The sequence below is a fragment of the Paraburkholderia rhynchosiae genome (genome assembly GCF_002879865.1).
GTDB lineage: Bacteria > Pseudomonadota > Gammaproteobacteria > Burkholderiales > Burkholderiaceae > Paraburkholderia > Paraburkholderia rhynchosiae.
The window spans coordinates 122968-146549 of record NZ_PNXY01000006.1; the positions used below are offsets into that span (position 1 = coordinate 122968).

Genomic DNA, 23582 nt, shown 5'->3' on the forward strand with positions numbered 1-23582 from the left:
GCAGACGCACTTCAGACGCATCTGAGACGCATCTGAGACGCATCTGAGACGCATCCAGGCCGCACCCAAGCGACACCTAAACGCACGCAATCGACTCGCACATACGCCATGACCGATCACACCATGCGCCTTGCCGGCCTCGAGCCGTTCAACGTCACGTCCGGGACGCTCTTCATCAACGTCGGTGAACGCACCAACGTGACCGGCTCAAAGGCGTTCGCGCGAATGATCCTGAACGACCAGTTCGACGAAGCAATCGCCGTCGCGCGTCAGCAGGTCGAAAACGGCGCGCAGGTGATCGACGTCAACATGGACGAAGCGATGCTCGACTCCAAAGCGGCGATGGTCCGCTTCATGAACCTGATCGCGTCGGAACCGGACATCGCGCGGGTGCCGATCATGATCGACTCTTCGAAGTGGGAAGTGATCGAGGCCGGCTTGAAGTGCGTGCAAGGCAAGGCAATCGTCAACTCGATCTCGCTGAAGGAAGGCGAGGAGGCGTTCCGCCATCACGCGAATCTGATTCGCCGCTACGGCGCGGCGGCTGTGGTCATGGCGTTCGACGAGCAAGGCCAGGCCGACACGTTCGAGCGCAAGACGCAGATCTGCAAGCGCTCGTACGACTTTCTCGTGAACGAAGTGGGCTTCCCGCCGGAAGACATCATCTTCGATCCGAACATCTTCGCCATCGCAACCGGCATTGAAGAGCACAACAACTACGCCGTCGACTTCATCAACGCGACGCGCTGGATCAAGGAAAACCTGCCGTACGCGAAGGTGAGCGGCGGCGTCTCGAACGTGTCGTTCTCGTTTCGCGGCAACGATCCGGTGCGCGAGGCGATTCACACGGTGTTCCTCTATCACGCGATTCAGGCGGGCATGGACATGGGCATCGCCAACGCGGGGCAGCTCGGCGTGTATGCCGATCTCGACACCGAGTTGCGCGAACGTGTTGAAGACGTCGTGCTGAACCGTCGCGAAGACGGCACCGACCGTCTGCTCGAAATCGCCGACAAGTTCAAGACCGGCGCTGCGAAGAAGGAAGAAAATCTCGAGTGGCGCAATCAGCCGGTCGAAAAACGCCTGTCGCACGCGCTCGTGCACGGCATCACGAACTTCATCGTCGAAGATACCGAAGAAGTGCGCGCGAAAATCGCCGCCCAAGGTGGCCGCCCGATCAACGTGATCGAAGGCCCGCTGATGGACGGCATGAATATCGTCGGCGACCTGTTCGGCCAGGGCAAGATGTTCCTGCCGCAAGTCGTGAAGTCGGCGCGCGTGATGAAGCAGGCGGTCGCGCATCTGATCCCGTTCATCGAAGAAGAAAAGAAGCAGCTCGCAGCCGCGGGCGGCGACGTGCGCGCGAAGGGCAAGATCGTCATCGCCACCGTGAAGGGCGACGTGCACGACATCGGCAAGAACATCGTGTCGGTGGTGCTTCAGTGCAATAACTTCGAAGTGGTCAACATGGGCGTGATGGTTCCGTGCAACGACATTCTCGCGAAGGCGAAAGTCGAAGGCGCGGACATCATCGGACTGTCGGGTCTGATTACGCCGAGTCTTGAAGAGATGGCCTACGTCGCATCGGAAATGCAGCGCGACGATTATTTCCGCGTGAAGAAGATTCCGCTGCTGATCGGGGGCGCGACGACCTCGCGCGTGCATACCGCGGTGAAGATCGCGCCGCATTACGAAGGCCCGGTGGTGTATGTGCCGGACGCGTCGCGCTCGGTGTCGGTCGCCTCCAGCCTGCTGTCCGACGAAGGCGCGACGAAGTACCTCGACGAACTGAAGGCCGACTACGACCGTATCCGCACTCAGCACGCAAACAAAAAGGCGCTGCCGATGGTCACGCTCGCCGAAGCCCGCGCGAACAGGACGCCGATCGACTGGAAGGGCTACGAGCCGGTCAAGCCCAAGTTCATCGGCCGCCGCGTGTTCAAGAACTTCGATCTGAACGAGTTGGCGAAGTACATCGACTGGGGTCCGTTCTTCCAGACGTGGGACCTGGCCGGCCCGTATCCGGCGATTCTGAACGACGAGGTGGTCGGTGAATCGGCGCGGCGTGTGTTCTCCGACGGCAAGTCGATGCTCGCGCGCCTCATTCAGGGCCGCTGGCTGCAAGCCAACGGCGTGATCGCGCTCTTGCCGGCGAATACCGTCAACGACGACGACATCGAAATCTACACGGACGAATCGCGCAGCGAAGTCGCGCTCACATGGCGCAACCTGCGTCAGCAAAGCGTGCGGCCGGTGGTCGACGGCGTGATGCGGCCGAACCGGTCGCTCGCCGACTTCATTGCGCCGAAAGATTCGGGCGTGGCCGATTACATCGGCATGTTCGCGGTCACGGCGGGTCTCGGAGTCGACGTAAAGGAAAAGCAGTTCGAAAAGGATAACGACGACTACAGCGCGATCATGCTGAAGGCGCTCGCGGACCGTTTCGCCGAAGCCTTCGCGGAAGCACTGCATGCGCGCGTGCGGCGCGACCTGTGGGGCTACGCGAACGCCGAAAATCTCACGAACGACGACCTCATCGCTGAAAAGTATCGCGGCATTCGCCCCGCGCCCGGCTATCCGGCGTGCCCGGATCACCTGGTGAAACGCGACATGTTCGAGGTGTTGCTAGCGGGCGAGATCGGCATGAGCGTGACCGAATCGCTCGCGATGCTGCCCGCGGCGAGCGTCTCGGGCTTCTATCTCGCGCATCCGGACAGCACGTATTTCTCGGTGGGCAAGATCGGCCAGGACCAACTGGAAGACTACGCGAAGCGCATGTCACTCTCGAAGGCGGATGCCGAGCGGGCGTTGGCGCCGTTGCTATAAGCCGATAACAGCCGACGAGCCGGCATAGCGGGAAACCGACTATATCGCGCGACAAAGACTGAATATTTGCGGCAACGTAATTTTCGGCTTTGTAGACTGAGGCGGCTTGACCCGCCAGACGCGGCCAAAACGCGTCGGCTTATCTAACTGCAATCGTCAACGGAGAGAATCCTATGAAGAAGCTGACGCTGTTATTGACTGCTGTCTCGCTTGCCGCAGGCGCTACGGCAGCGCTCGCGCAAACCGCCGCTCCGTCCGGCTCGAGCTCAGTCAGCTCCTACTCGCCGCCCACGGCGAAACACGTCAAGAAACCGAAGAAGCAAAAAATGAAAAAAGGTGCGTCAGCTCCCGCAGTCGCTCCGGAAGCCGCCAGCCAGTAAGCAACTGAACGGCGCAAGCCGCTTCAGGCCGTGCAACGAAAAAGAGCCCGCGTTGCGGGCTCTTTTCATGGGCGCGTCATACTCGCGCCGCCGGGCATCGAAGCCGCGGCAAATATCACGCGACAGTTCGGGCCCCGTTGACCGGCCCGGCTTGCGGGAATCACAGCCCCCAAACGATATCCGCGTTTTCTTTCTGCGCGGCGCGCAGCATGTCGAGGAACGGATAAGCGCGCTGCGCGAGTCCGGGCGGAATCTCATGATGCTCGTGGCCCTCTTCGCCTTCATGGAAGTGGCCGTCGTGTTCGGCCCGTTCCTGCTTGTCCACGGTGATGGCCGCCTCGAGTTTGGTGATCGCCTCGTCGAGTTCGTCGTGCGTAATGACGCCTCGTTCACCGAGACGCTTGCCGACAATGCCGACCAGGTACTGTGCCAGATTCTCGAGCATCATCACGTCTGGGCAAGCGCGGCATTTGAAAGTAATCAGCATGACTGTTCCCTTTTTCGTTATGTTGGATTGACGCGCGAACGGTGCTCAACGCCGCCGCCAGCGCGCGCTCCGTTAGCTCGCCAAAGAGACGCGGCGGCCTCGGCCCTTGCTGGGCATCTCATTGAACATATTAGCACCTGCTAAAATCCGTCTGGACGGAAAAGCGCGCCGCGCGCGGCAATGCGCAAGCGGCGCGGCTGGCCCGGCTGGCTGGCCTCGCGGCCGCAGCAGCCATGCCTCTGCAGGTCGCCGCGCACCGCGCTCATTGCGTTGCAGGCAACGTGCCCGATGGCGCGCCCGCCATGCCGATGCGTGATAACGGGGGCCGCGGGCGAACCGCCGCTGTCCACGCTTCTGACGAATCGGCCAAGCCTGACGCGCGGCCGACGCCTCTTCCGCATCACCGGATTGCCTCACTGGACTCGCAACAAGCATGCTGCCCGCACATAAACATACTCTCGAAACACTGCTCGCCGACACGGTGAAGCAGGTAGCCCTTGCTTCACAAGGCGCGACCGAAGCTGCGTTCGTGTCGCCCACCATCGCGCTGGAGCGTCCCAAGGTCGCCGCGCACGGCGACGTCGCGTGCAATGTGGCAATGCAGCTGGCCAAGCCGCTGCGCGCCAATCCGCGCCAGTTGGCGCAACAGATCGTCGACACGCTGCTGGCTCACCCACAAGCGCAGCGGCTCATTGAATCCGCCGAAGTCGCGGGCCCCGGCTTCATCAACCTGCGCCTCGCCGCCGCCGCCAAGCAGGCGGTAATCGGCGCCGTGCTCGCGGAGAAAGACATGTATGGCCGCTCGCAACGCGACGCCGGCAAGCATGTGCTGATCGAATTCGTGTCGGCTAACCCGACAGGGCCGCTGCACGTCGGCCATGGCCGCCAGGCCGCGCTCGGCGACGCGCTCTCGAACGTGCTCGCCTCGCAAGGCTGGGACGTGCATCGCGAGTTCTATTACAACGACGCCGGCGTGCAGATCGGCACGCTCGCGCTGTCCACTCAGGCGCGCGCGCGCGGCCTCGCTCCCGGCGATGCGGGCTGGCCGGCTTCGGCGTACAACGGCGAGTACATTGCCGACATCGCGAAAGACTATCTGAACGGCGTCACGGTATCCGCCAGCGACGGCGAGCCGGTCACCGGCGCGGGCGACGTCGAAGACCTCGAGGCGATCCGCCGCTTTGCGGTCGCGTACCTGCGCCGCGAGCAGGACATGGACTTGCAGGCGTTCGGCGTGAAGTTCGACCAGTACTATCTGGAGTCGTCTCTTTATAAGGAAGGCCGCGTCGAGAAGACGGTGGAAGCGCTTGTTGCCGCCGGCAAGACCTACGAGCAGGAAGGCGCGCTCTGGCTGCGCACCACCGACGACGGCGACGACAAAGACCGCGTGATGCGCAAGAGCGACGGCACATACACGTACTTCGTGCCGGACGTCGCGTATCACGTCGCGAAGTGGGAACGCGGCTTTACGAAGGTCATCAACATTCAGGGCTCCGACCACCACGGCACGATCGCGCGTGTGCGCGCCGGCCTGCAAGGTCTCGGCGTCGGCATTCCGAAGGGCTATCCGGACTACATCCTGCACAAGATGGTCACAGTCATGCGCAACGGCGAAGAGGTGAAGATCTCCAAGCGCGCGGGCAGCTATGTGACCGTGCGCGACCTGATCGAATGGTCGGGCGGCGCGACGCCCGGCTCGGAAGCCGCCGTCGATCTGATCGACGAAGAGACGATCCGCCGCGGCCGCGACGCCGTGCGCTTCTTCCTGATCTCTCGCAAGGCCGACACCGAATTCGTCTTCGACATCGATCTTGCGTTGAAACAAAATGACGAAAACCCCGTGCACTACGTGCAATATGCGCACGCACGCATCTGCTCGGTCATCGCCGAGTGCAAGGCACGCTATGGCATGGACCAGGATGCGAACGAAAGCACGCTTAGCGGTGTCGACCTCGCGCCGCTTGCGAGCGAACGCTCAATGGCCCTGCTGAACAAGCTCGCCGAGTTCCCGGACATGCTTCAACATGCCGCCGACGAACTCGCCCCGCACGCGGTCGCGTTCTATCTGCGCGACCTCGCCGGGGAATTCCACTCGTTCTACAATGACAGAGCCGAGCGCGTGCTGGTCGACGATGCAGCCGAACGCAATGCACGCGTCGCGCTGCTCGCCGCCACGCGTCAGGTGCTCGCCAACGGTCTCGCGACCATCGGCGTCTCCGCTCCCGTCAAGATGTAAGTCCTCCGACGCAACATGCATGCGGCCGTCGTTATAATCGACGGCCGTTCCAGGATTCTTTTTGCAGGTGATTCATACGATGGCAAAACCACGCCGCACAACAAAGCAATCGAAACAAACCGGGGGCACTTTTCTCGGCATCGTGCTCGGCCTGATCGTTGGCCTTGCGATCGCGGTAGTGGTGGCGCTGTATATCACCCGTGCGCCCACGCCGTTCGTCTCGAAGGTCGCGCCGCCCGCCGCATCCGATTCGAGCGCGAGCCAGGCGCAATACGATCCGAACCGTCCGCTGCAAGGCAAGACGCCTGGCCTACCGGTGCCGCAAGCGGCGCAACCCGCGCCGCCGAACACCGCGCCCGGCCAGACCAACTCGCAGACGCAATCGGGCATGCTGGAACAGCCGCAGATCATCGAAGTGCCGCCGACCATCGGCAACGCGAACAACAATGCAGGCGGCAATGCCAACGGCACGGCGGTCGCGCCGAAGCCCGCGCCGGATAACGGCAGCAGCGCCACGGCCGCCGCGAAGAAGCCGCAAGGCACGAGCGCGCCGGCCGCCACCGCGGCAGGTTCCGTGCCGAAGAGCACGTCATCGGCCACGGTTGCGAACGTCAAGCCAGGTTCAGGGGCGGCACCGGCGCCGGGCGACGCAAACACCGGCTACTTCCTGCAAGTGGGCGCCTACAAGACTGCCGCCGACGCCGAACAGCAACGCGCGCGTCTCGCGTTCCAGGGCTTCGAATCGAAGGTCACGCAGCGCGATGCGGGCGGCGTCACGTACTACCGCGTGCGTATCGGACCTTTCTCGAAGTTCGAGGACATGAACGCGAACCGTCAGCGCCTGTCCGACGCGGGCGTCGATACAGCCGTCATCCGCTTCACCAAACAATAGATAGCCAGTGATTCGCCGACACGCGCCGCCGCCGAACTATCGGTGCGCGGCGCCTGTCACAAGAATCGCAAGCATGATAAGCATGATTGAGCACGACAGACGATAGAACCGTGCAAGCCGATTTTGAAAACAGTGACGGGCATTTGCGTGGCGCCACTGTTTTTACCGCCTACCTGGGTCAACACAACATGAAAAAGCTGCTGAGTATTCTGTTCCTCTCGCTGGGCCTGGTTGCCGCCACGGCTCATGCATCGCCGTCCGCGCCGGTCTCGGGCAAGGACTACACGGTGTTGTCCAGCACGCAGCCTACCGACGTACCGACCGGCAAGATCGAAGTCACCGAGTTCTTCTGGTACGGCTGCCCGCACTGCAACGAATTCGAGCCGTACCTCGAAGCATGGGTCAAGAAGCAGGGTCCGGACATCGTGTTCAAGCGCGTGCCGGTCGCCTTCCGCGACGACTTCATTCCACACTCGAAGATGTACCACGCGCTCGACGCGCTCGGTGTCGTCTCGCAGCTCACGCCGAAGGTCTTCAACGAAATTCACGTCAACAAGAACTACCTGCTGACGCCGGAAGATCAGGCCAAGTTCCTCGCCAGGAACGGCGTCGATCCGAAGAAGTATATGGAAGCGTACAACTCGTTCTCGACGCAAAGCGCGTTGCAGAAAGACAAGAAGCTGCTGGAAGATTACAAGATTGACGGCGTGCCGACGCTCGCCGTGCAGGGCAAGTATGAGACCGGCCCGGCCGCGACCAACAGCCTGCCGGGCACGCTCCAGGTGCTCGACTACCTGGTCCAGCAGGTTCGCGCCAAGAAGATGTAAAGCTGAGGCGCCGGAATGAGCTCACCGCTAAAAGTTTTCATTACCGGCGCTTCGAGTGGGATCGGCCTCGCGCTCGCCGCCGAATATGCGCGGCGCGGCGCGATTCTCGGCCTCGTTGCCCGCCGCGGCGACGCCCTCGCCGCCTTCCAGCGGTCTCATCCGCAAAATTCCATTTCCATTCATTCCGTCGACGTCCGCGATGCCGAGGCGCTCGCCGAAGCGGCCGCGCAGTTCATCGCGCAGCATGGCTTGCCGGACGTCGTGATTGCGAATGCCGGCGTCAGCCGCGGCGCCGTCACAGGACAGGGCGACCTGCGCACCTTCCGCGAAGTGATGGACATCAACTACTTCGGCATGGTCGCCACGTTCGAGCCGTTCGCCGCCGCCATGATCGCGGCCAAACACGGCGCGCTGGTCGGCATTGCCAGCGTCGCGAGCGTGCGCGGCTTGCCGGGCTCGGGCGCCTATAGCGCGTCGAAGTCGGCGGCGCTCAAGTATCTCGAAGCGTTGCGCGTCGAAATGCGCCCGCATGGCGTAGGCGTGATCACCATCGCGCCCGGCTATATCCGCACGCCGATGACCGAGCACAATCCGTACACCATGCCCTTCCTGATGGACGCGGACCGCTTCGCGGCGAAGGTCGCGCAGGCAATCGAGCGCGGTACGGCGTTCGCGGTATTCCCGTGGCAGATGCGCGTGGTGGCCATGCTGCTGCATGTGGCGCCGCGCTGGCTTTACGACCGGGTATTCGAACGCGCGCCGCGCAAGCCGCGCGCTGCCGCCGAGTAAATCATGCAGCCGCGTGCGGTCGATGCAACCGGCGTCGCGCACGAGAAAGCGGGCGCCGACGCCCGCATCGTTTCGCTGGTGCCGAGCGTCACCGAGCTGTTGTTCGCTCTGGGCCTCGAGAGGCAGATCGTCGGACGTACCGGCTTCTGCGTGCATCCGCGCGACAAGGTTCGCAATGTGCCCAAGGTCGGCGGCACCAAAGCGGTCAATATCCACGCAATTCGCGCGCTACAACCCACGCATCTGATCGTCAATATGGACGAGAACGAGCGCGATACCGTCGAGCAACTGCGCGCGTTCGTGCCGCATGTCGTCGTGACGCATCCACAGACACCGCAAGACAACCATTCGCTATACGCGCTGCTGGGCGCGATTTTCGAGCGTGAGCAGGAAGCGCGACGCCTCAGCGACGCCTTCCAGGCGCGTCTCGATGAAGCCGCCTCGCATGCGTTCGCCGCGCAAAACGTGCTGTACGTGATCTGGCGCGAACCGTGGATGACGGTCGCGCGCGACACCTACATCTCCGCGATGCTGCGCCTCGTGAACTGGCAAACCCTGCCCGACGTGCAAGGCGGAGCGGCAGGCGCCGCGCGCTATCCCACCTTCGATTTCGACCACGCGCCGTGGCTTGCCGGCGTCGATCGGATTCTGCTTTCGAGCGAGCCGTATCGCTTCACGCAGGCTCATTGCGATGCGCTGAAACGCGATGCGCGCGTGGCCGGCAAGCGCATCGAGTTGATCGATGGAGAAATGGTCTCATGGTACGGCGTGCGCGCGATCGAAGGCATCGCTTATCTGCTGAAGCGCGCCGCGGGCGAATGAACGCGCGGCGTCTGGCCGCACGCGTGCATTCCATATGAATATGCGGATTATGTTGTTGTCGCCGTAACGGCCCTTCGATAAGCTTTCGCCAAGGCCGACGTGCGCGTGGCCGCGATTAATGGCGACCATGCGCGAGCGCTGGAAACGTATCAAAATGAAGACGACGGCCACGCCACGGCTGCCCGTCGCCGGTCGCTCGTCAACGGAACATAACCACAAACCAGACGCACTGCCTGACTGCGCTTGTTAACGGAGATCTTATGCGCTTCAAACTGCTCGCAGCCGCCGTACTGTTCACGGCGCCCGCGCTCGTGCTCGCCAAACCGCTGACCGTCTGCACCGAGTCGAGCCCCGACGGCTTCGATGTCGTGCAGTTCAACTCGCTCGTCACGACCAATGCGTCGGCTGACGTGATTTTCAATTCGCTGGTCTCATACGACGAGGCCGCCAAAAAAGTGGCGCCATCGCTAGCCGACAAGTGGGACGTGAGCGCGGACGGCCTCACCTACACGTTCCATCTGCGCCCGAACGTACAGTTTCAGACCACCGACTACTTCAAGCCAACCCGGCCGCTGAATGCCGACGACGTCGTGTTCACGTTCGACCGCATGCTCAACGACAGCAACCCGTGGCACAAGGTGACGGGGGCGAGCGGCTTCCCGCATGCGCAGTCGATGGGCTTGCCGAAGCTCATCAAGTCGATCAGCAAGGTCGACGACAACACCGTCAAGTTCGAACTGAACGCGCCTGATGCGACCTTCGTATCGATCCTGACGATGGGCTTTGCATCCATCTATTCGGCTGAGTATGCCGATCAGTTGCTGAAGGCCGGCAAGCAGGTCGACCTGAACTCGAAGCCGGTCGGCACGGGTCCGTTCGAACTGAAGAGCTATACGAAAGACGCGGTCATTCGCTACGACGTGAACCCGACCTACTGGGGCCCGAAACCGAAGATCGACCGCCTGATCTACGCGATCACGCCGGACGCGACGGTGCGCGCGCAGAAGGTGAAAGCGGGCGAGTGCCAGATTGCGTTGTCGCCCAAGCCGCAGGATCTTGCCGACGCCAAAAGCGACAAGTCACTCGCCATCGTGCAGACGCCCGCGTTCATGACCGCGTTCGTCGCGTTGAACACGCAGAAGAAGCCACTCGACAACCAGAAAGTGCGCGCCGCGCTGAACATGGCGTTCGATCGCGGCACGTATCTGAAGACCGTCTTCGACAACACCGCGACGCCGGCCGTGAATCCGTATCCGCCGAACACGTGGAGCTACGACAAGGCAGTGAAGGCGTGGCCGTACGATCCGGCGAAGGCAAAGAAGCTGCTTACGGACGCGGGCTTTCCGAACGGCTTCGAAACGACGATCTGGGTGCGCCCCAACGGCAGTGTGCTGAATCCGAATCCGAAGGCCGGCGCCGAACTGCTGCAAGCGGACTTCGCGAAGATCGGCGTGAAGGCGGACGTGAAAGTGATCGAATGGGGCGAACTGATCAAGCAGGCCAAGCAGGGCCAGCACGACTCCCTGTTCATGGGCTGGGCCGGCGACAACGGCGATCCGGACAACTATCTGTCGCCGCTCTTCAGTTGCAACGCGGTGAAGTCGGGCATCAACTTTGCGCGCTTCTGCAATGAAGACCTCGACAAGCTGATCGCCGACGGCAAGTCCACGCCGGACCAGGCTAAGCGCGCGAAAGCGTATCAGGCCGCGCAGCAGATCATCCACGATCAGGCGCTGTGGATTCCGCTCGGCTATCCGACCGCCGCGGCCATCACGCGGACCAACGTGAGCGGCTATCACGTGAGTCCGTTTGGACGGCAGAATTTTGGGGCGGTGGCGGTGCAGTAATAGCGCTGGAGTCTTTAAGGCGTATCACGAAGCCCGGTTGCGAAAGCACGCACCGGGCTTTTTTATCGGCACATCAAATCAGCAGTCGGTCACGCCGTAAACCGGATCACCCCATCCCCATCCTGCGTGCGCTTCAATGCACCCGCCAGCCACAGCAGATGCAAATGCGCGAGGGCCTCGCCCATCGCAAAAGTCATCTGGTGAATATCGAGTTGGCGCTTGAACATCAGCGGCACGATATCCGCTGCGCTTTGCGGTTTTAACGCACACGCCTCGCGCACTTCGGCGAGACGTGCGTCGTGATGCTCGCGCAATTGCCTCACGCGCGTGCGCACGCCGCGAAACGGCTTGCCATGCGACGGCAACACGAGCGTGTCGGCGGGCATCGCCTCATAGCGAGCAAGCGACTCAAGATAAAGCGCTAGCGGCGAGCCCTCCGGTTCCATGTCGAACACCGACACGTTCGTCGAAATGCGCGGCAGCACCATGTCGCCGGAAATCAGCACACCACTTTCTTCGCAATGCAGCGCGCAGTGCTCCGGCGAATGGCCGAAGCCCGTCACCACGCGCCACGTCTTGCCGCCGATCCTCACGCCGTCCGCTTCGCGCAAGCGACGATACTGGCCCGGAATCGCCGGCACGAGGTTCGAGTAGTAGCTCTGGCGATTGCGCAGTTTCTCCAGCGATTCCTCGTCGGTCACGCCGTGCCGCGCGAAGTGCCGCGCCGCGCCCTCGCCGCCCGCGTTGGAGCCGTCGCCGGCGGCCATCACGCGAGCCTGCATGTATTCGCCGAGGGTCATCCACAGCCGCGCGTCCCAGCGCTTCTTATCGCCGCCGCCGCACACCCAGTGCGCGAGCCCGATGTGATCCGGATGGCAATGCGTGACGATCACGCGCAGCACCGGCAAACCGTCGAGCACCGACTCGAACACTTTCTCCCAGTTCTCCTTGATCGCGTCCGACGCGATCCCGCAGTCGACCACCGTCCAGCCCTGCTGACCGTCGATCTGATCGCGCAGCAGCCACAGGTTGATATGGTCGAGCGCAAAGGGCAGCGGCATGCGTAGCCAGAACACGCCGGGCGTGACTTCCATCGCGTGGCCCGGTTCCGGCAACGTGTCGTTGAACGGATAGTCGAGTTGATGTTCGAGTGCATTCATTTGGGATGTCTTCCTCCACGTTTTTCCGCGTATTTGCCGCAGGTTGCATTCAACCCAGGTTGACGATAACGTAAACGTCGATTCTATCGTTCAATCCGATTTTCTGCCCGGCCACGGAATGCCCCGATGAACACGCAATACACGATCACCGAGCTCGCGCGGGAATTCGACGTCACGCCGCGCGCAATCCGTTTCTACGAAGACCAGGGTTTACTCTCACCGAGCCGCGAAGGTTCGAGCGGCTTGCGGCGCGTTTATTCGGGCCGCGACCGCACGCGTCTGAAGCTGACGTTGCGCGGCAAGCGGCTCGGCTTCACGCTCTCGGAGATTCGCGATCTGCTGGATGTGTATGAATCGCCGACCGACACCGTGCCGCAACTGCATGCGTTTCTCGCCACGGTCGCGCGTCATCGTGAGGTGCTGGAGCGTCAACTGGAAGACCTGAACGCGACGCTCGAAGACCTCGCGCAATACGAAACTCAGGCGCGCTCGCTGCTCGATAAGAGCACGCGCGAGGCCAAGCCCGCGTGAGCAGGAACGAACAACCGGGCGGAGCGACAAACGAACAGATTTTTTGCTGAAAGATGAGTTGTTTAAGGCGTGCCAAACTGAGGATTGAGCGGAGTTAGCCGGAAAAGTCGGCAAACGCCGGGTAGCGCCGATGAGGCGCGAGAACACGAGTCGAGCGGCGCAATGCGTCGCGGGCCCACCCGAACGATACAATCACGGGTGTCTTCACGACATGGGACGAATGCACGGTCGACATGAATCACTTTCCCAAACTGCTGTCGTCGCAAATCGGCTTTGACGTCGCACAGACGATGCTCGAAGGATTCAACCGGCACTACCGGATCTTTCGCGACGCGGCGATTCACGCCAAGACGCTGTTCGAAAGCGGCGACTGGCATGGTCTGCAAAAGCTCGCGCGCGAGCGCATTACGTCATACGACGATCGCGTGGAAGAATGCGTCGAGCTGCTCGAAGACGAATACGACGCGGAAAACATCGACAGCGAAGTGTGGCAGCAGATCAAGCTGCACTACATTGGCCTCTTGACCACGCACCGTCAGCCCGAGTGCGCGGAAACGTTTTTCAATTCGGTGTGCTGCAAGATCCTGCACCGCTCGTATTTCAACAACGCCTTCATTTTCGTGCGCCCGGCGATCTCGACGGAATACATCGAGAACGACGAACCCGCCGCGAAGCCAACGTATCGTGCGTACTATCCCGGCAAGGACGGTCTCGCCGCTACCCTCGAACGCATCGTCACGAACTTCCAGCTCGAGCCGCCGTTCGAAGATTTGACCCGCGACGTCGGCTGCGTGATGCAAGCGCTTCACGACGCGTTCGGCACATTCGACGAGGCGCCCAACTTCCAGATTCATGTGCTGTCGTCGCTGTTCTTCCGGAACAAGTCGGCGTATATCGTCGGGCGAATCATCAACGGCGATCTGCTGCTGCCGTTTGCCGTGCCGCTGCGTCACGCGAGGCCTGGCGTGCTCGCACTCGACACCGTGCTGCTCAAGCGCGAGCAGTTGCTGATCATCTTCAGCTTTTCGCACTCGTATTTTCTGGTTGATATGGAAGTGCCGTCTGCTCACGTCGAATTTCTCGGCACGATCATGCCGGGCAAACCGAAGGCGGAAATCTACACCTCCGTGGGTCTGCAAAAGCAGGGCAAAAATCTGTTTTATCGCGACTTGCTGCATCACCTCTCGCATTCGAGCGATCAGTTCATCGTCGCGCCGGGTATCAAGGGGCTCGTGATGCTGGTGTTCACGCTGCCCTCTTTCCCGTACGTGTTCAAGCTCATCAAAGACAACTTTCCGCCGCCGAAGGAAACCACGCGCGCGAAGATCCAGGAGAAGTATCAACTCGTCAAACGGCATGATCGCCTGGGTCGCATGGCCGACACGCTCGAGTATTCAAGCGTCGCGCTGCCCATCTCGCGGCTCGACGAAGCGCTTGTGCGCGAACTCGAAAAAGAGGTGCCGTCGCTGCTCGAATACGACGGCGAGAGTCTCGTGATTCGCCATATGTATATCGAGCGCCGGATGGTGCCGCTGAACCTGTTCCTGCAAAACGGCAACGACAGCGACGTCGATCACGGCATCAAGGAATACGGCAACGCGGTGAAAGAGCTGATGCAGGCGAACATCTTCCCCGGCGACATGCTCTACAAGAACTTCGGCGTGACGCGCCATGGCCGCGTCGTGTTTTACGACTACGACGAAATCGAATATCTGACCGACTGCAACGTGCGCGCGGTGCCGGCGCCGCGCAATGAGGAAGACGAAATGTCGGGCGAGCCGTGGTACTCGGTCGGCGTGCACGACATTTTCCCGGAGACGTATGGCACTTTTCTGCTCGGCGATCCACGCGTGCGCCGCTCATTCATGCAGCATCACGCCGACTTCTTCGACCCGGCGCTATGGCAACGGCACAAGGACCATCTACTGAAAGGCGAATTGCCCGATTTTTTTCCGTATGACAGCAACGTGCGCTTCTGCATCCGCTATCCGGAACGGTTTGTCGAGGCTGCATCGGATGCATTGGATGCGTCCGATGCTCAAGCGGACGAGCGCAGCGTAAAAGTCGCATAGTTGCTTACACGCCGCTCATACGCCACCTGCATGCTGCCTACATCACCCGAACCCAACGTAACGAGACCGGCCGCTCAAACGGTCGACTAACCGCCCAGACGCATCATGAACACGAACGCTTCCAACTCTGCCCATCCGCTCGCGCATCTGTTCGACAACAACGACGCGTGGGTCGCCCGCAAATTGTCCGAAGATCCGGAGTACTTCTCGCGCCTCGCGCACCAGCAGACGCCCGAATATCTGTGGATCGGCTGCTCCGATTCTCGCGTGCCTGCGAACCAGATCATCGGCCTGCCGCCGGGCGAAGTATTCGTGCATAGAAACATCGCGAACGTGGTCGTGCATACGGATCTTAACTGCCTGTCGGTGATCCAGTTCGCCGTCGATCTGCTGAAGGTCAAGCACATCATGGTGGTCGGCCACTATGGCTGCTCGGGCGTGGGCGCGGCGCTGCACGGCCGTCGCGTGGGTCTCGCGGATAACTGGCTGCATCACGTGCAGGACGTGCGGACCAAACATGCGGCGCTGCTCGACGAATGGCCGCTTGGCGAAGCGCGTCACCGGCGTCTCGTCGAATTGAATGCTCTCGAGCAAGTGGTGAACGTGTGCCGCACGACCATCATCAACGATGCATGGGCGCGCGGCCAGGAGCTGACCGTGCACGGCTGGGCATATGGCGTGCACGACGGCAAGGTGCGCGACCTCGGCATGACGATCAACAATGCGGCCGCGCTCGATGCGACGTACCGCAATTGCGTGGCGGCGGTGTCGGCGAGCCGCGCGCATCAGGCGGACAACGACGTGGTCGCTTCCGATGCGGCCCAGCTGGGCGACGTGCCGGCTATCGTCGAAGGTGTGATCAAGGAGCTAAAACATGAGTGAGGCAAACATGAGCGAGACAAAAGCTGATCCCATTGTGATCGTGAGCGTTGCGCGCACGCCGATGGCTGCGTTCCAAGGCGATTTCGCGTCGCTGACCGCGCCGCAACTCGGCTCGGTCGCCATTGAGGCCGCGGTGCGGCGCGCGGGCCTGAAGCCAGAACAGATCGACGAAGTGGTGATGGGTTGCGTGCTGCCCGCCGGCCTCGGCCAGGCGCCCGCGCGGCAGGCTGCGCTCGGCGCCGGCTTGCCGCTTGGCACGGGCAGCACCACGGTGAACAAGATGTGCGGCTCCGGCATGCGCGCGGCCATGTTCGCGCACGACATGCTGGCCGCCGGCTCGGTCGACGTGATCGTCGCGGGCGGCATGGAGAGTATGACGAACGCGCCGTATCTGTTGCCCAAAGCGCGTGGCGGCATGCGCATGGGCCATGGCCAGGTGATCGACCATATGTTCTACGACGGCCTCGAAGACGCCTATGAAACAGGCCGCCTGATGGGCACGTTCGCGGAAGAATGCGCGGCCTCGTTCGACTTCACGCGCGACGCGCAGGATGCGTTCGCCATCGAGTCGCTCAACCGTGCGAAGCGCGCGAACGAAGACGGTTCGTTCGCATGGGAAATCGCGCCGGTGAAAGTGGCAAGCCGCAAGGGCGAAGTGACCATTGATCACGACGAGCAACCGTACAAGGCCAACCTCGAAAAGATTCCCACACTCAAACCCGCGTTCAGCAAAACCGGCACGGTGACGGCGGCGAACTCGTCGTCGATTTCGGACGGCGCCGCGGCGCTCGTGATGATGCGCGAATCGACGGCGAAGCGTCTTGGCGTCGAGCCCATTGCACGCGTGGTCGGCCATTCGACTTTCGCGCAGGAACCGGCGAGGTTCACCACGGCGCCGGTCGGCGCGATTCGCAAGCTGTTCGACAAAAACGGCTGGCGCGCGGACGAAGTCGATCTGTATGAGGTCAACGAGGCGTTTGCCGTGGTGACTATGGCCGCTATGAAGGAGCACAAGTTGCCGCACGAGAAGGTCAACGTGAACGGCGGCGCGTGTGCGCTCGGCCATCCGATTGGCGCATCGGGCGCGCGCATTCTCGTCACGCTGATCGGCGCGCTGAAACAGCGCGGCGGCAAACGCGGCGTCGCGACGTTGTGCATCGGCGGCGGCGAAGCGACCGCCATGGGTATCGAACTGGTTTGACGCGTCGTCTGTGAGGTGGCGCGTTCTAACGTCCGAGGTGATTCCATGAAGACAGTGCTGATCGTCGGTGCATCGCGCGGCATCGGTCAGGAGTTTGTCCGGCAGTACAAAAGTAGTGGCTGGCGTGTGCTCGCCACCGCGCGCGACGGCGCCGCGCTCGACGCGCTGACCCAGCTCGGCGCGCAAACCTATTCCGTCGACGTGACCGAACCCGAGGACATCGCCGCGCTCGGCTGGAAGCTCGACGGTGAACACGTCGATGTGGCTATCGTCGTCTCCGGCGTGTACGGCCCGCGCACGGAAGGCATCGAAACCATCACCGCCGAAGACTTCGATCACGTGATGCACACCAACGTGCGCGGCCCGATGCAACTGATGCCGATCCTGCTGCCGCTCGTCGAAGAAACGGGCGGTGTGCTGGCGGTGATCTCGAGCAGGATGGGCAGCATCGGCGACACGAGCGGCACTCGCGGCACGAGCGGCTGGCTGTATCGGGTGAGCAAGGCGGCGCTGAACGATGCGCTGAAGCTCGCGTCGCTGGAAGCACAGCGCGCCACGTGCGTGTCGTTGCATCCCGGCTGGGTGCAAACGGACATGGGCGGCGCGCAGGCCGCGATCGATCCCACGCGCAGCGTTGCCGGCATGCGTGAAGTGCTCGCGCAGGCCGCTGCCTCGCGCGAAGCGTTCAATGGCCGCTTCTATCAATACGACGGCACGCAGCTTGACTGGTAAGGCCGAATAACGACAACTTCGCATGGAGACACGCTCATGGTGCTTGATCAGGATCACCTGATGGTCCGCGATGCGCTGCGCACCTTCGTGCGCGAAGCCGTCACGCCGTACGCGGCAGCGTGGGACCGCGAGCGCACTTTCCCGAAGGACGTTCACCGGCAACTCGCGGAACTCGGCGCGTACGGCGTGCTGGTGCCCGAAGCCCACGGCGGCGCCGGCATGGACGCGCTTGCGCTCGCGCTGATTCTCGAGGAAATCGCCGCGGGCGACGGTGGTACATCCACGGCAATCTCCGTGAATAACTGTCCCGTATGCAGCATCCTGCTGACTTACGGTAACGACGCGCAAAAGCGCGACTGGCTCACGCCGCTCGCGCGCGGCGACATGCTCGGCGCGTTCTGCCTGACCGAACCGCAAGCCGGCTCCGATGCTTCGGCGCTGCGCACGACAGCGACACGCGACGGCGACGCGTACGTGCTGAACGGCGTCAAACAGTTCATCACGAGCGGCAAGAACGGCAACGTCGCGATCGTGATGGCCGTCACGGAGAAGGCCGCGGGTAAGCGCGGCATCAGCGCGTTTATCGTGCCCACCGACAGCAAGGGTTACGTCGTCGCGCGAGTCGAAGATAAGCTCGGCCAGCATTCGTCGGACACCGCACAGATCATTTTCGAGGAGTGCCGCGTGCCGGCCGCGAACCTGATCGGCGCCGAGGGTGAGGGATATCGCATTGCTCTGTCCGGACTCGAAGGCGGGCGCATCGGCATCGCGGCGCAAAGCGTCGGCATGGCGCGCGCCGCGTTCGAAGCAGCGTTGAGCTACGCGAAGGAGCGCGAGAGCTTCGGCGAACCGCTCTTTTCGCACCAGGCCGTGCAATTCCGTCTCGCCGACATGGCGACGCAACTCGAAGCCGCGCGTCAGTTGATCTGGCACGCGGCTTCGCTAAAAGACGCGGGCCAGCCCTGTCTCACCGAAGCCGCAATGGCGAAGCTGTTTGCCTCGGAAGCCGCGGAGCGCATTTGTTCGGCGGCGCTGCAAATTCATGGCGGCTATGGGTATCTGAGCGACTTCCCCGTCGAACGCATTTATCGCGATGTGCGGGTGTGCCAGATCTACGAAGGCACCAGCGACATCCAGAAAATATTGATCGCTCGCGGTCTTGGCTAGGAATCCGATGAGTCAGCACACGTCATCCACGCAGCGACCCGCCGACTGTCCATGCGGCGGCGCTGTTCCCGGTCAACCCAGTGCCGCAAAAGCGCCGCGTTTCGCGCAGTGCTGCGGCCGTTATATCGACGGCGGCGAAGCAGCGCCGCGCGCGCTCGAACTGATGCGCTCGCGTTACAGCGCGTATGTTGTCGGCGCAACGGATTATTTGCGCGCCACCTGGGCGCCGCAGACCTGCCCCGCCGATCTCGACGCGGACCCGGCCGCGCCCGACGCACCGCGTTGGCTCGGACTGCAAATCAAGGCGTTTGCGGAAACAGATCCACATCACGCGACGGTCGAGTTCGTCGCGCGGTATAAGGTTGCCGGCCGTGCGCATCGGTTGCACGAGTTGAGCCGCTTCATTCGCGATGACACCGGGCGCTGGCTGTATGCCGACGGCGACGTCAGCGATAGTGTCTAGTTGCCTTCGCACCGCGTTTCGTCGGCTTACATCGCGCGGTGTCGGACAACGTGCCGCGGTCACATTTGGCCCTATAGCTGGGCCATTTTCTCTTGTTGGCTCGACGCCACAGCCGCGATCTCGCTAATCGTGCGATAGCTCCTGATTCACGTCCCCCCTTCACGAACGCATGCACGCCCCATGGCGGCCCGCGCCGGGCGCACGGCGTGCCGGCGGCACGCGGCAATTTTTTCGTCGCGGGTTCTCCTTGATTGCACAAAACAAAATTGTCGTGCCAAGATGAGGCCGTAGCTTCATGACGTCACGATGCGAGGGCCAGCCGGTAAAGGGCTCCGCAAGTTGCGCCGGCACCTGCCGATAACCAGATAGTGAGAGTTTCGGCAACGGCTTCCGGCTGCAGACGTGGCGTTCATCATCGGCGCGTGGGGTCGCGTCGGCCGTTGGGTTTATCCCGTGCGATCTCGTTTGGCGTGCGTGCGCTTCGCGCAATGCGTACGTGAGCATGTTTTTGTTTGTCGCAACGTGGCCGAAAGGCAAATGTCAGCCGCGTGTTTCGACGAACGGACATGAGGTGTTCAGGCGGTTTTTTCAGGCAGGTGCGTGAATGGTGTTGAGCAAGGTTCTGACAACGTGTGCGGGGATTTGTGCAGCGGCCACGTGCGCTGTCGCAATCGCGCAGGCGAAGCCGCTCGCGGAAGCCCCGCCGGGACCGCTGGCGCGCGCTCAGGTGCCGCGCATCGCACTCCAGGACGACGTCTATCTGCCTAATGCGCGCATGAACGAGCAGATCATTCGCATTCCCGTCGATGCCGGCGGCGAGATCGCTCTTCAAACGACGATCTATAAACCGGACGGCGCAGGCCCGTTTCCGATGATCGTTTTCAATCACGGCAAGATTCCCGGCGATCCGCGTACGCAGGAGCGCAGCGACCCGCTGCCGTTCGCGCGCGAATTCGTGCGCCGCGGCTACGTGGTGGTGGCGCCGAACCGCCAGGGCTTCGGCCAGTCGGGCGGCGTCTATCAGCAGGACGGTTGCGACGTCGAACGCAACGGCATGTCGCAGGCCAGCGATGTCGCGGCCACTATCGGCTACATGTCGAAGCAGCCTTACGTCGATGCCGCGCACATCGTGGTGGCCGGCACGTCGCATGGCGGTCTTGCGACGATGGCCTACGGCACCGAGGCCGCGCCGGGCGTGCGGGCGCTGATCAATTTTTCGGGCGGCTTGCGGCAGGACTCATGTGCCGACTGGCAAGGCAATCTGACGCGCGCATTCGGCGAGTACGGCGACAAGACGAAGGTGCCGTCGCTGTGGATGTACGGCGACAACGATTCGGTATGGAACGCACCGCTGGTGACCGGCATGTATGCGGCGTACGTTGCACATGGCGCGAGCGCGAAGATGGTGGACTACGGCAGCTACAAGAACGACGCACACCGATTGGTCGGCGACCGCGATGGCGTGCATGTGTGGTGGCCGGCCGTCGAAGCGTTCCTCGCGCGCGTGGGCATGCCTACGGGCTTGCAATACCGGGTGTCAGATCCGTCGTCGCCGAAAGCGAGCGGCTTTGCTTCAGTCGATGCCGTCGACTCTGTGCCCTACGTCGACGAAGCCGGGCGCAATGGATATCGGAACTTCCTGCATCAGTATCCGAGCCGGGCGTTCGCGGTGTCGGATACGGGCGCATGGTCGTGGGCCGAAGGCGGCGACGATCCGATGTCGGTGGCGATCGCCAATTGCCAGAAGCAGAGTTCGGCGCCTTGCCGGTTGTATGCGGTTGATAACTCGGTTGTTTGGGGGGATCAGGGGGCGCGGACGGCTGATAGTGGTGAGCCTGGGGTTTCTTCCGTTTCTTCCGTTTCTTCCGTTTCTTCCGTTTCTTCCGTTTCTTCTCTTTCTTCTTCCGATGAAGTGCGGCGGGCTGTTGCTAGTCGGGAATAGGGTTCGGGATTTTTGGCTTTTGCTGTGGGGTGGTGGGCTCTTTCGTGTTTTTGGCCTTTCCTTGAATTCGTAGTGGTCTATTGGGGTTGCCCCTGTGCGGGGCGGCACTTACTTTCTTTGCCGCCGCAAAGAAAGATAAGCAAAGAAAGCGGCTCGCACCGCGAGCTCATAAGCGGGTCCCCTGGCTTGGAGGGGGTAGTGGTGCATCTGGAATCGGGTCTGTCAGTAATTTCGTGTTCAAGGCATATGATGCTCCGCAGGAGAAAATATGCCTCGCAAACCCAAGACCCCACCGGTAGAGCTGCCGGCGATTCCAGCCGAACTGCTTGAGCAGTTCGGCAACGGCCCGATGACGGCCGAATCCATCAACGCCGCGACAATGGCTCTGAAGAAGGCGTTGATCGAGCGCGCGCTCGGCGGCGAGATGAACCATCATCTGGGCTATGCATCGGGCGCTGCCAAGCCGCCCAGCGTCATGAACCAGCGCAACGGCCGTGGTGCCAAGACTGTGCTGACCGAAGATGGCCCGATTCGCATCGAGGTGCCGCGCGACCGCGATGGCAGCTTCGAACCCATTCTGATTCCCAAACACGAACGCCGCTTCACGGGCTTCGACGACAAGATCGTCGCCATGTATGCCCGCGGCATGACCGTGCGCGAGATTCAGGGCTTCCTGCTGGAGCAGTACGGTACCGAGGTCTCGCCCGATTTCATCAGCTCCGTGACGGACGAGGTCATGGCCGAAGTGACTGCCTGGCAGGCCCGGCCGCTTGAACCGATGTATCCGGTCGTGTTCTTCGACGCACTGCGGGTCAAGATTCGCGAAGACGCCGTCGTGCGCAACAAGGCGGTGTATCTGGCGCTGGGCGTACTACCCGACGGGACTCGGGATATCCTGGGCCTGTGGATCGAGAATACCGAAGGTGCCAAGTTCTGGATGAAGGTGTTCAACGACTTGAAGACGCGTGGCGTTCACGACATCCTGATCGCTGTCACCGACGGTCTCAAGGGCATGCCCGAGGCCCTGGCGGCGGTGTTTCCGGCGACCACGCTGCAAACCTGCGTCGTCCACCTGATTCGCAACAGCCTGGATTACGCCAGTTGGAAGGATCGTCGAGGATTGGCCGCTGCGATCAAACCAATCTACGCAGCCCCAAGCGCCGAAGCGGCTCAGGCCGAACTCGATGCGTTTGCGGATGGGCCGTGGGGCCAGAAATTCCCGACCGTCAGTAGCGCGTGGCGCAACGCATGGGATCGCGTGATCCCGTTCTTTGCGTTTCCGCCGGGTGTACGCAAGATCATCTACACGACAAACGCGATTGAAAATATCAACTCGCAACTGCGCAAGATCATCAAGACCCGTGGGCACTTCCCGACCGACGAGGCCGCCACTAAACTCATCTGGCTGGCCCTGCGCAACATCACGGCGAACTGGGGCAGTGCCGCTCATGACTGGAAGACGGCCATGAACCAATTCGCTATCCTTTACGCAGATCGATTCGTTCGGCCTTCCGTGTGATTCTCAACCCGCCTTGAACACGGAAATGCTGACACCCCCCTGGAATCAGTGCCTTCGCACACTCCGCGTCAGTGACAAGGCAGTCATTCCTCCGGCGGCGCTTCGCTCGCCGAAGCGGTACTTCTTTCAACCGCCGGCTTTTTTCTTTCTCTCCCAGCGCTCGTCATCCGTGAGTGTTGTGTTTGCTCCGTCGTGCTTATCAAATCGCCGGCGTCACATTGCCTTGGGTACCGCCACTCAGTCCGTTTCTTCGAGTGCATGGCATTGCCAAGCCGCCTCCTCCTGGACAAACGCTCACCGCACGACAGCAGGCGGCCTCCCGCTGCGACGCAAAGAATCACGCGCCATTGCAGCGCTTCGCCGAGGCAAAGCCGACGGCCCCTCGGCGCGAAACGCGAGCGCGTGGTTCCACAGCGGACCATTCCGGCGAGCGCACGGCGCGAGGCGGGAAGTATGACTGCCTTGTCACGAGGGCAGAGTGCGCGAGAACACAGATTCCAGATGCACCACTGCCCCCTGCAAGCCGGGGGACCCACTTATGAGCTGGCGGTGTGAGCCGCTTTCTTTGCTTATCTTTCTTTGCGGCGGCAAAGAAAGTAAGTGCCGCCCCGCACAGGGGCAACCCCAATAGACCAGTACGAATTCAAGGAAAGGCCAAAAACACCAAAGAAAGCCCCCACCCCAAGCGCAATTCCCGCCCACCACCCACCAATACTTTTCCGTCGTCAACTCCGCCGATCCGCGACCTTCGGCCGCAAACACAAACCACCTGCCGCGAACACCGCCAAACCCCTCGACCGCAAGCGA

At 62.1% G+C, this 23582-nt stretch carries 18 protein-coding genes and 1 pseudogene; 17 read left to right on the plus strand and 2 right to left on the minus strand.

Features of this window, described 5'->3' with window-relative positions; genetic code table 11:
- Nucleotides 1–99: 99 nt before the first annotated feature.
- Nucleotides 100–2826 (plus strand): annotated as a pseudogene (metH, locus tag C0Z16_RS10650) (methionine synthase); the annotation flags it as partial.
- A 173-nt stretch (nt 2827–2999) separates the two neighbouring features.
- The gene (locus C0Z16_RS10655; protein WP_102632107.1) at nt 3000–3206 is read left to right on the plus strand and encodes an acid-shock protein; all 207 of its coding nucleotides are present in this window, start codon (nt 3000–3002) and stop codon (nt 3204–3206) included.
- Nucleotides 3207–3366: 160 nt separating this feature from the next.
- Here the strand turns inward: C0Z16_RS10655 and C0Z16_RS10660 are convergent, their stop codons facing one another.
- Nucleotides 3367–3693: a DUF1840 domain-containing protein gene (locus tag C0Z16_RS10660; protein WP_102632108.1), complete on the minus strand. Its 327-nt coding sequence runs from the start codon at nt 3691–3693 to the stop codon at nt 3367–3369.
- Between the two features lie 433 nt (nt 3694–4126).
- Here C0Z16_RS10660 and argS point away from each other — a divergent pair, with 433 nt between their 5' ends.
- The 6 genes from argS to C0Z16_RS10690 all read left to right on the plus strand — a co-directional run bounded on the left by argS (nt 4127) and on the right by C0Z16_RS10690 (nt 11106).
- Nucleotides 4127–5929, plus strand: a complete 1803-nt coding sequence (argS, locus tag C0Z16_RS10665; RefSeq protein WP_102632109.1) for an arginine--tRNA ligase — start codon at nt 4127–4129, stop codon at nt 5927–5929.
- A 61-nt stretch (nt 5930–5990) separates the two neighbouring features.
- On the plus strand, nt 5991–6821 hold the full coding sequence (locus C0Z16_RS10670; RefSeq protein ID WP_102632110.1) for an SPOR domain-containing protein: 831 nt from the start codon (nt 5991–5993) through the stop codon (nt 6819–6821).
- 188 nt (nt 6822–7009) lie between these two features.
- Nucleotides 7010–7648 carry a thiol:disulfide interchange protein DsbA/DsbL gene (locus C0Z16_RS10675; RefSeq protein WP_102632296.1) on the plus strand — a complete coding sequence of 213 codons (639 nt, stop codon included), beginning with the start codon at nt 7010–7012 and terminating at the stop codon, nt 7646–7648.
- A 15-nt stretch (nt 7649–7663) separates the two neighbouring features.
- The gene (locus C0Z16_RS10680; RefSeq protein WP_102632111.1) at nt 7664–8437 is read left to right on the plus strand and encodes an SDR family oxidoreductase; all 774 of its coding nucleotides are present in this window, start codon (nt 7664–7666) and stop codon (nt 8435–8437) included.
- Between the two features lie 3 nt (nt 8438–8440).
- Complete coding sequence (locus tag C0Z16_RS10685) at nt 8441–9259, plus strand: helical backbone metal receptor (protein WP_102632112.1); 819 nt, start codon at nt 8441–8443, stop codon at nt 9257–9259.
- Between the two features lie 260 nt (nt 9260–9519).
- Nucleotides 9520–11106, plus strand: coding sequence for an ABC transporter substrate-binding protein (locus tag C0Z16_RS10690; RefSeq protein WP_102632113.1), 1587 nt, complete (start codon nt 9520–9522; stop codon nt 11104–11106).
- Between the two features lie 89 nt (nt 11107–11195).
- Here the strand turns inward: C0Z16_RS10690 and C0Z16_RS10695 are convergent, their stop codons facing one another.
- Nucleotides 11196–12266: an MBL fold metallo-hydrolase gene (locus C0Z16_RS10695; RefSeq protein ID WP_102632114.1), complete on the minus strand. Its 1071-nt coding sequence runs from the start codon at nt 12264–12266 to the stop codon at nt 11196–11198.
- A gap of 126 nt (nt 12267–12392) precedes the next feature.
- On the opposite strand from C0Z16_RS10695, the gene C0Z16_RS10700 reads away from it, so the two are divergent.
- The 9 genes from C0Z16_RS10700 (at nt 12393) to C0Z16_RS10745 (ending at nt 22775) form a co-directional block, all read left to right on the plus strand.
- The gene (locus tag C0Z16_RS10700; RefSeq protein WP_102632115.1) at nt 12393–12797 is read left to right on the plus strand and encodes a MerR family transcriptional regulator; all 405 of its coding nucleotides are present in this window, start codon (nt 12393–12395) and stop codon (nt 12795–12797) included.
- A gap of 233 nt (nt 12798–13030) precedes the next feature.
- Entirely contained in the window at nt 13031–14869 is a 1839-nt protein-coding gene (gene aceK / locus C0Z16_RS10705) for a bifunctional isocitrate dehydrogenase kinase/phosphatase (RefSeq protein ID WP_102632116.1), read from the plus strand.
- A 105-nt stretch (nt 14870–14974) separates the two neighbouring features.
- Nucleotides 14975–15751, plus strand: coding sequence for a carbonate dehydratase (gene can / locus C0Z16_RS10710; protein WP_102632117.1), 777 nt, complete (start codon nt 14975–14977; stop codon nt 15749–15751).
- A complete protein-coding gene (locus tag C0Z16_RS10715) occupies nt 15744–16952 on the plus strand; it encodes an acetyl-CoA C-acetyltransferase (RefSeq protein WP_175130645.1) in 1209 nt (402 codons plus the stop codon). The genes can and C0Z16_RS10715 overlap by 8 nt, the downstream gene beginning before the upstream one ends.
- A 45-nt stretch (nt 16953–16997) precedes the next feature.
- Entirely contained in the window at nt 16998–17684 is a 687-nt protein-coding gene (locus C0Z16_RS10720; RefSeq protein ID WP_102632118.1) for an SDR family oxidoreductase, read from the plus strand.
- Nucleotides 17685–17720: 36 nt separating this feature from the next.
- Nucleotides 17721–18851, plus strand: a complete 1131-nt coding sequence (locus tag C0Z16_RS10725; RefSeq protein ID WP_102632119.1) for an acyl-CoA dehydrogenase family protein — start codon at nt 17721–17723, stop codon at nt 18849–18851.
- 7 nt (nt 18852–18858) lie between these two features.
- Entirely contained in the window at nt 18859–19314 is a 456-nt protein-coding gene (locus tag C0Z16_RS10730) for a YchJ family protein (RefSeq protein WP_102632120.1), read from the plus strand.
- Nucleotides 19315–19918: 604 nt separating this feature from the next.
- Nucleotides 19919–21256, plus strand: a complete 1338-nt coding sequence (locus C0Z16_RS10740; RefSeq protein WP_102632122.1) for a dienelactone hydrolase family protein — start codon at nt 19919–19921, stop codon at nt 21254–21256.
- 268 nt (nt 21257–21524) lie between these two features.
- Entirely contained in the window at nt 21525–22775 is a 1251-nt protein-coding gene (locus C0Z16_RS10745; RefSeq protein WP_102632123.1) for an IS256 family transposase, read from the plus strand.
- The last annotated feature ends 807 nt before the right edge of the window (nt 22776–23582 follow it).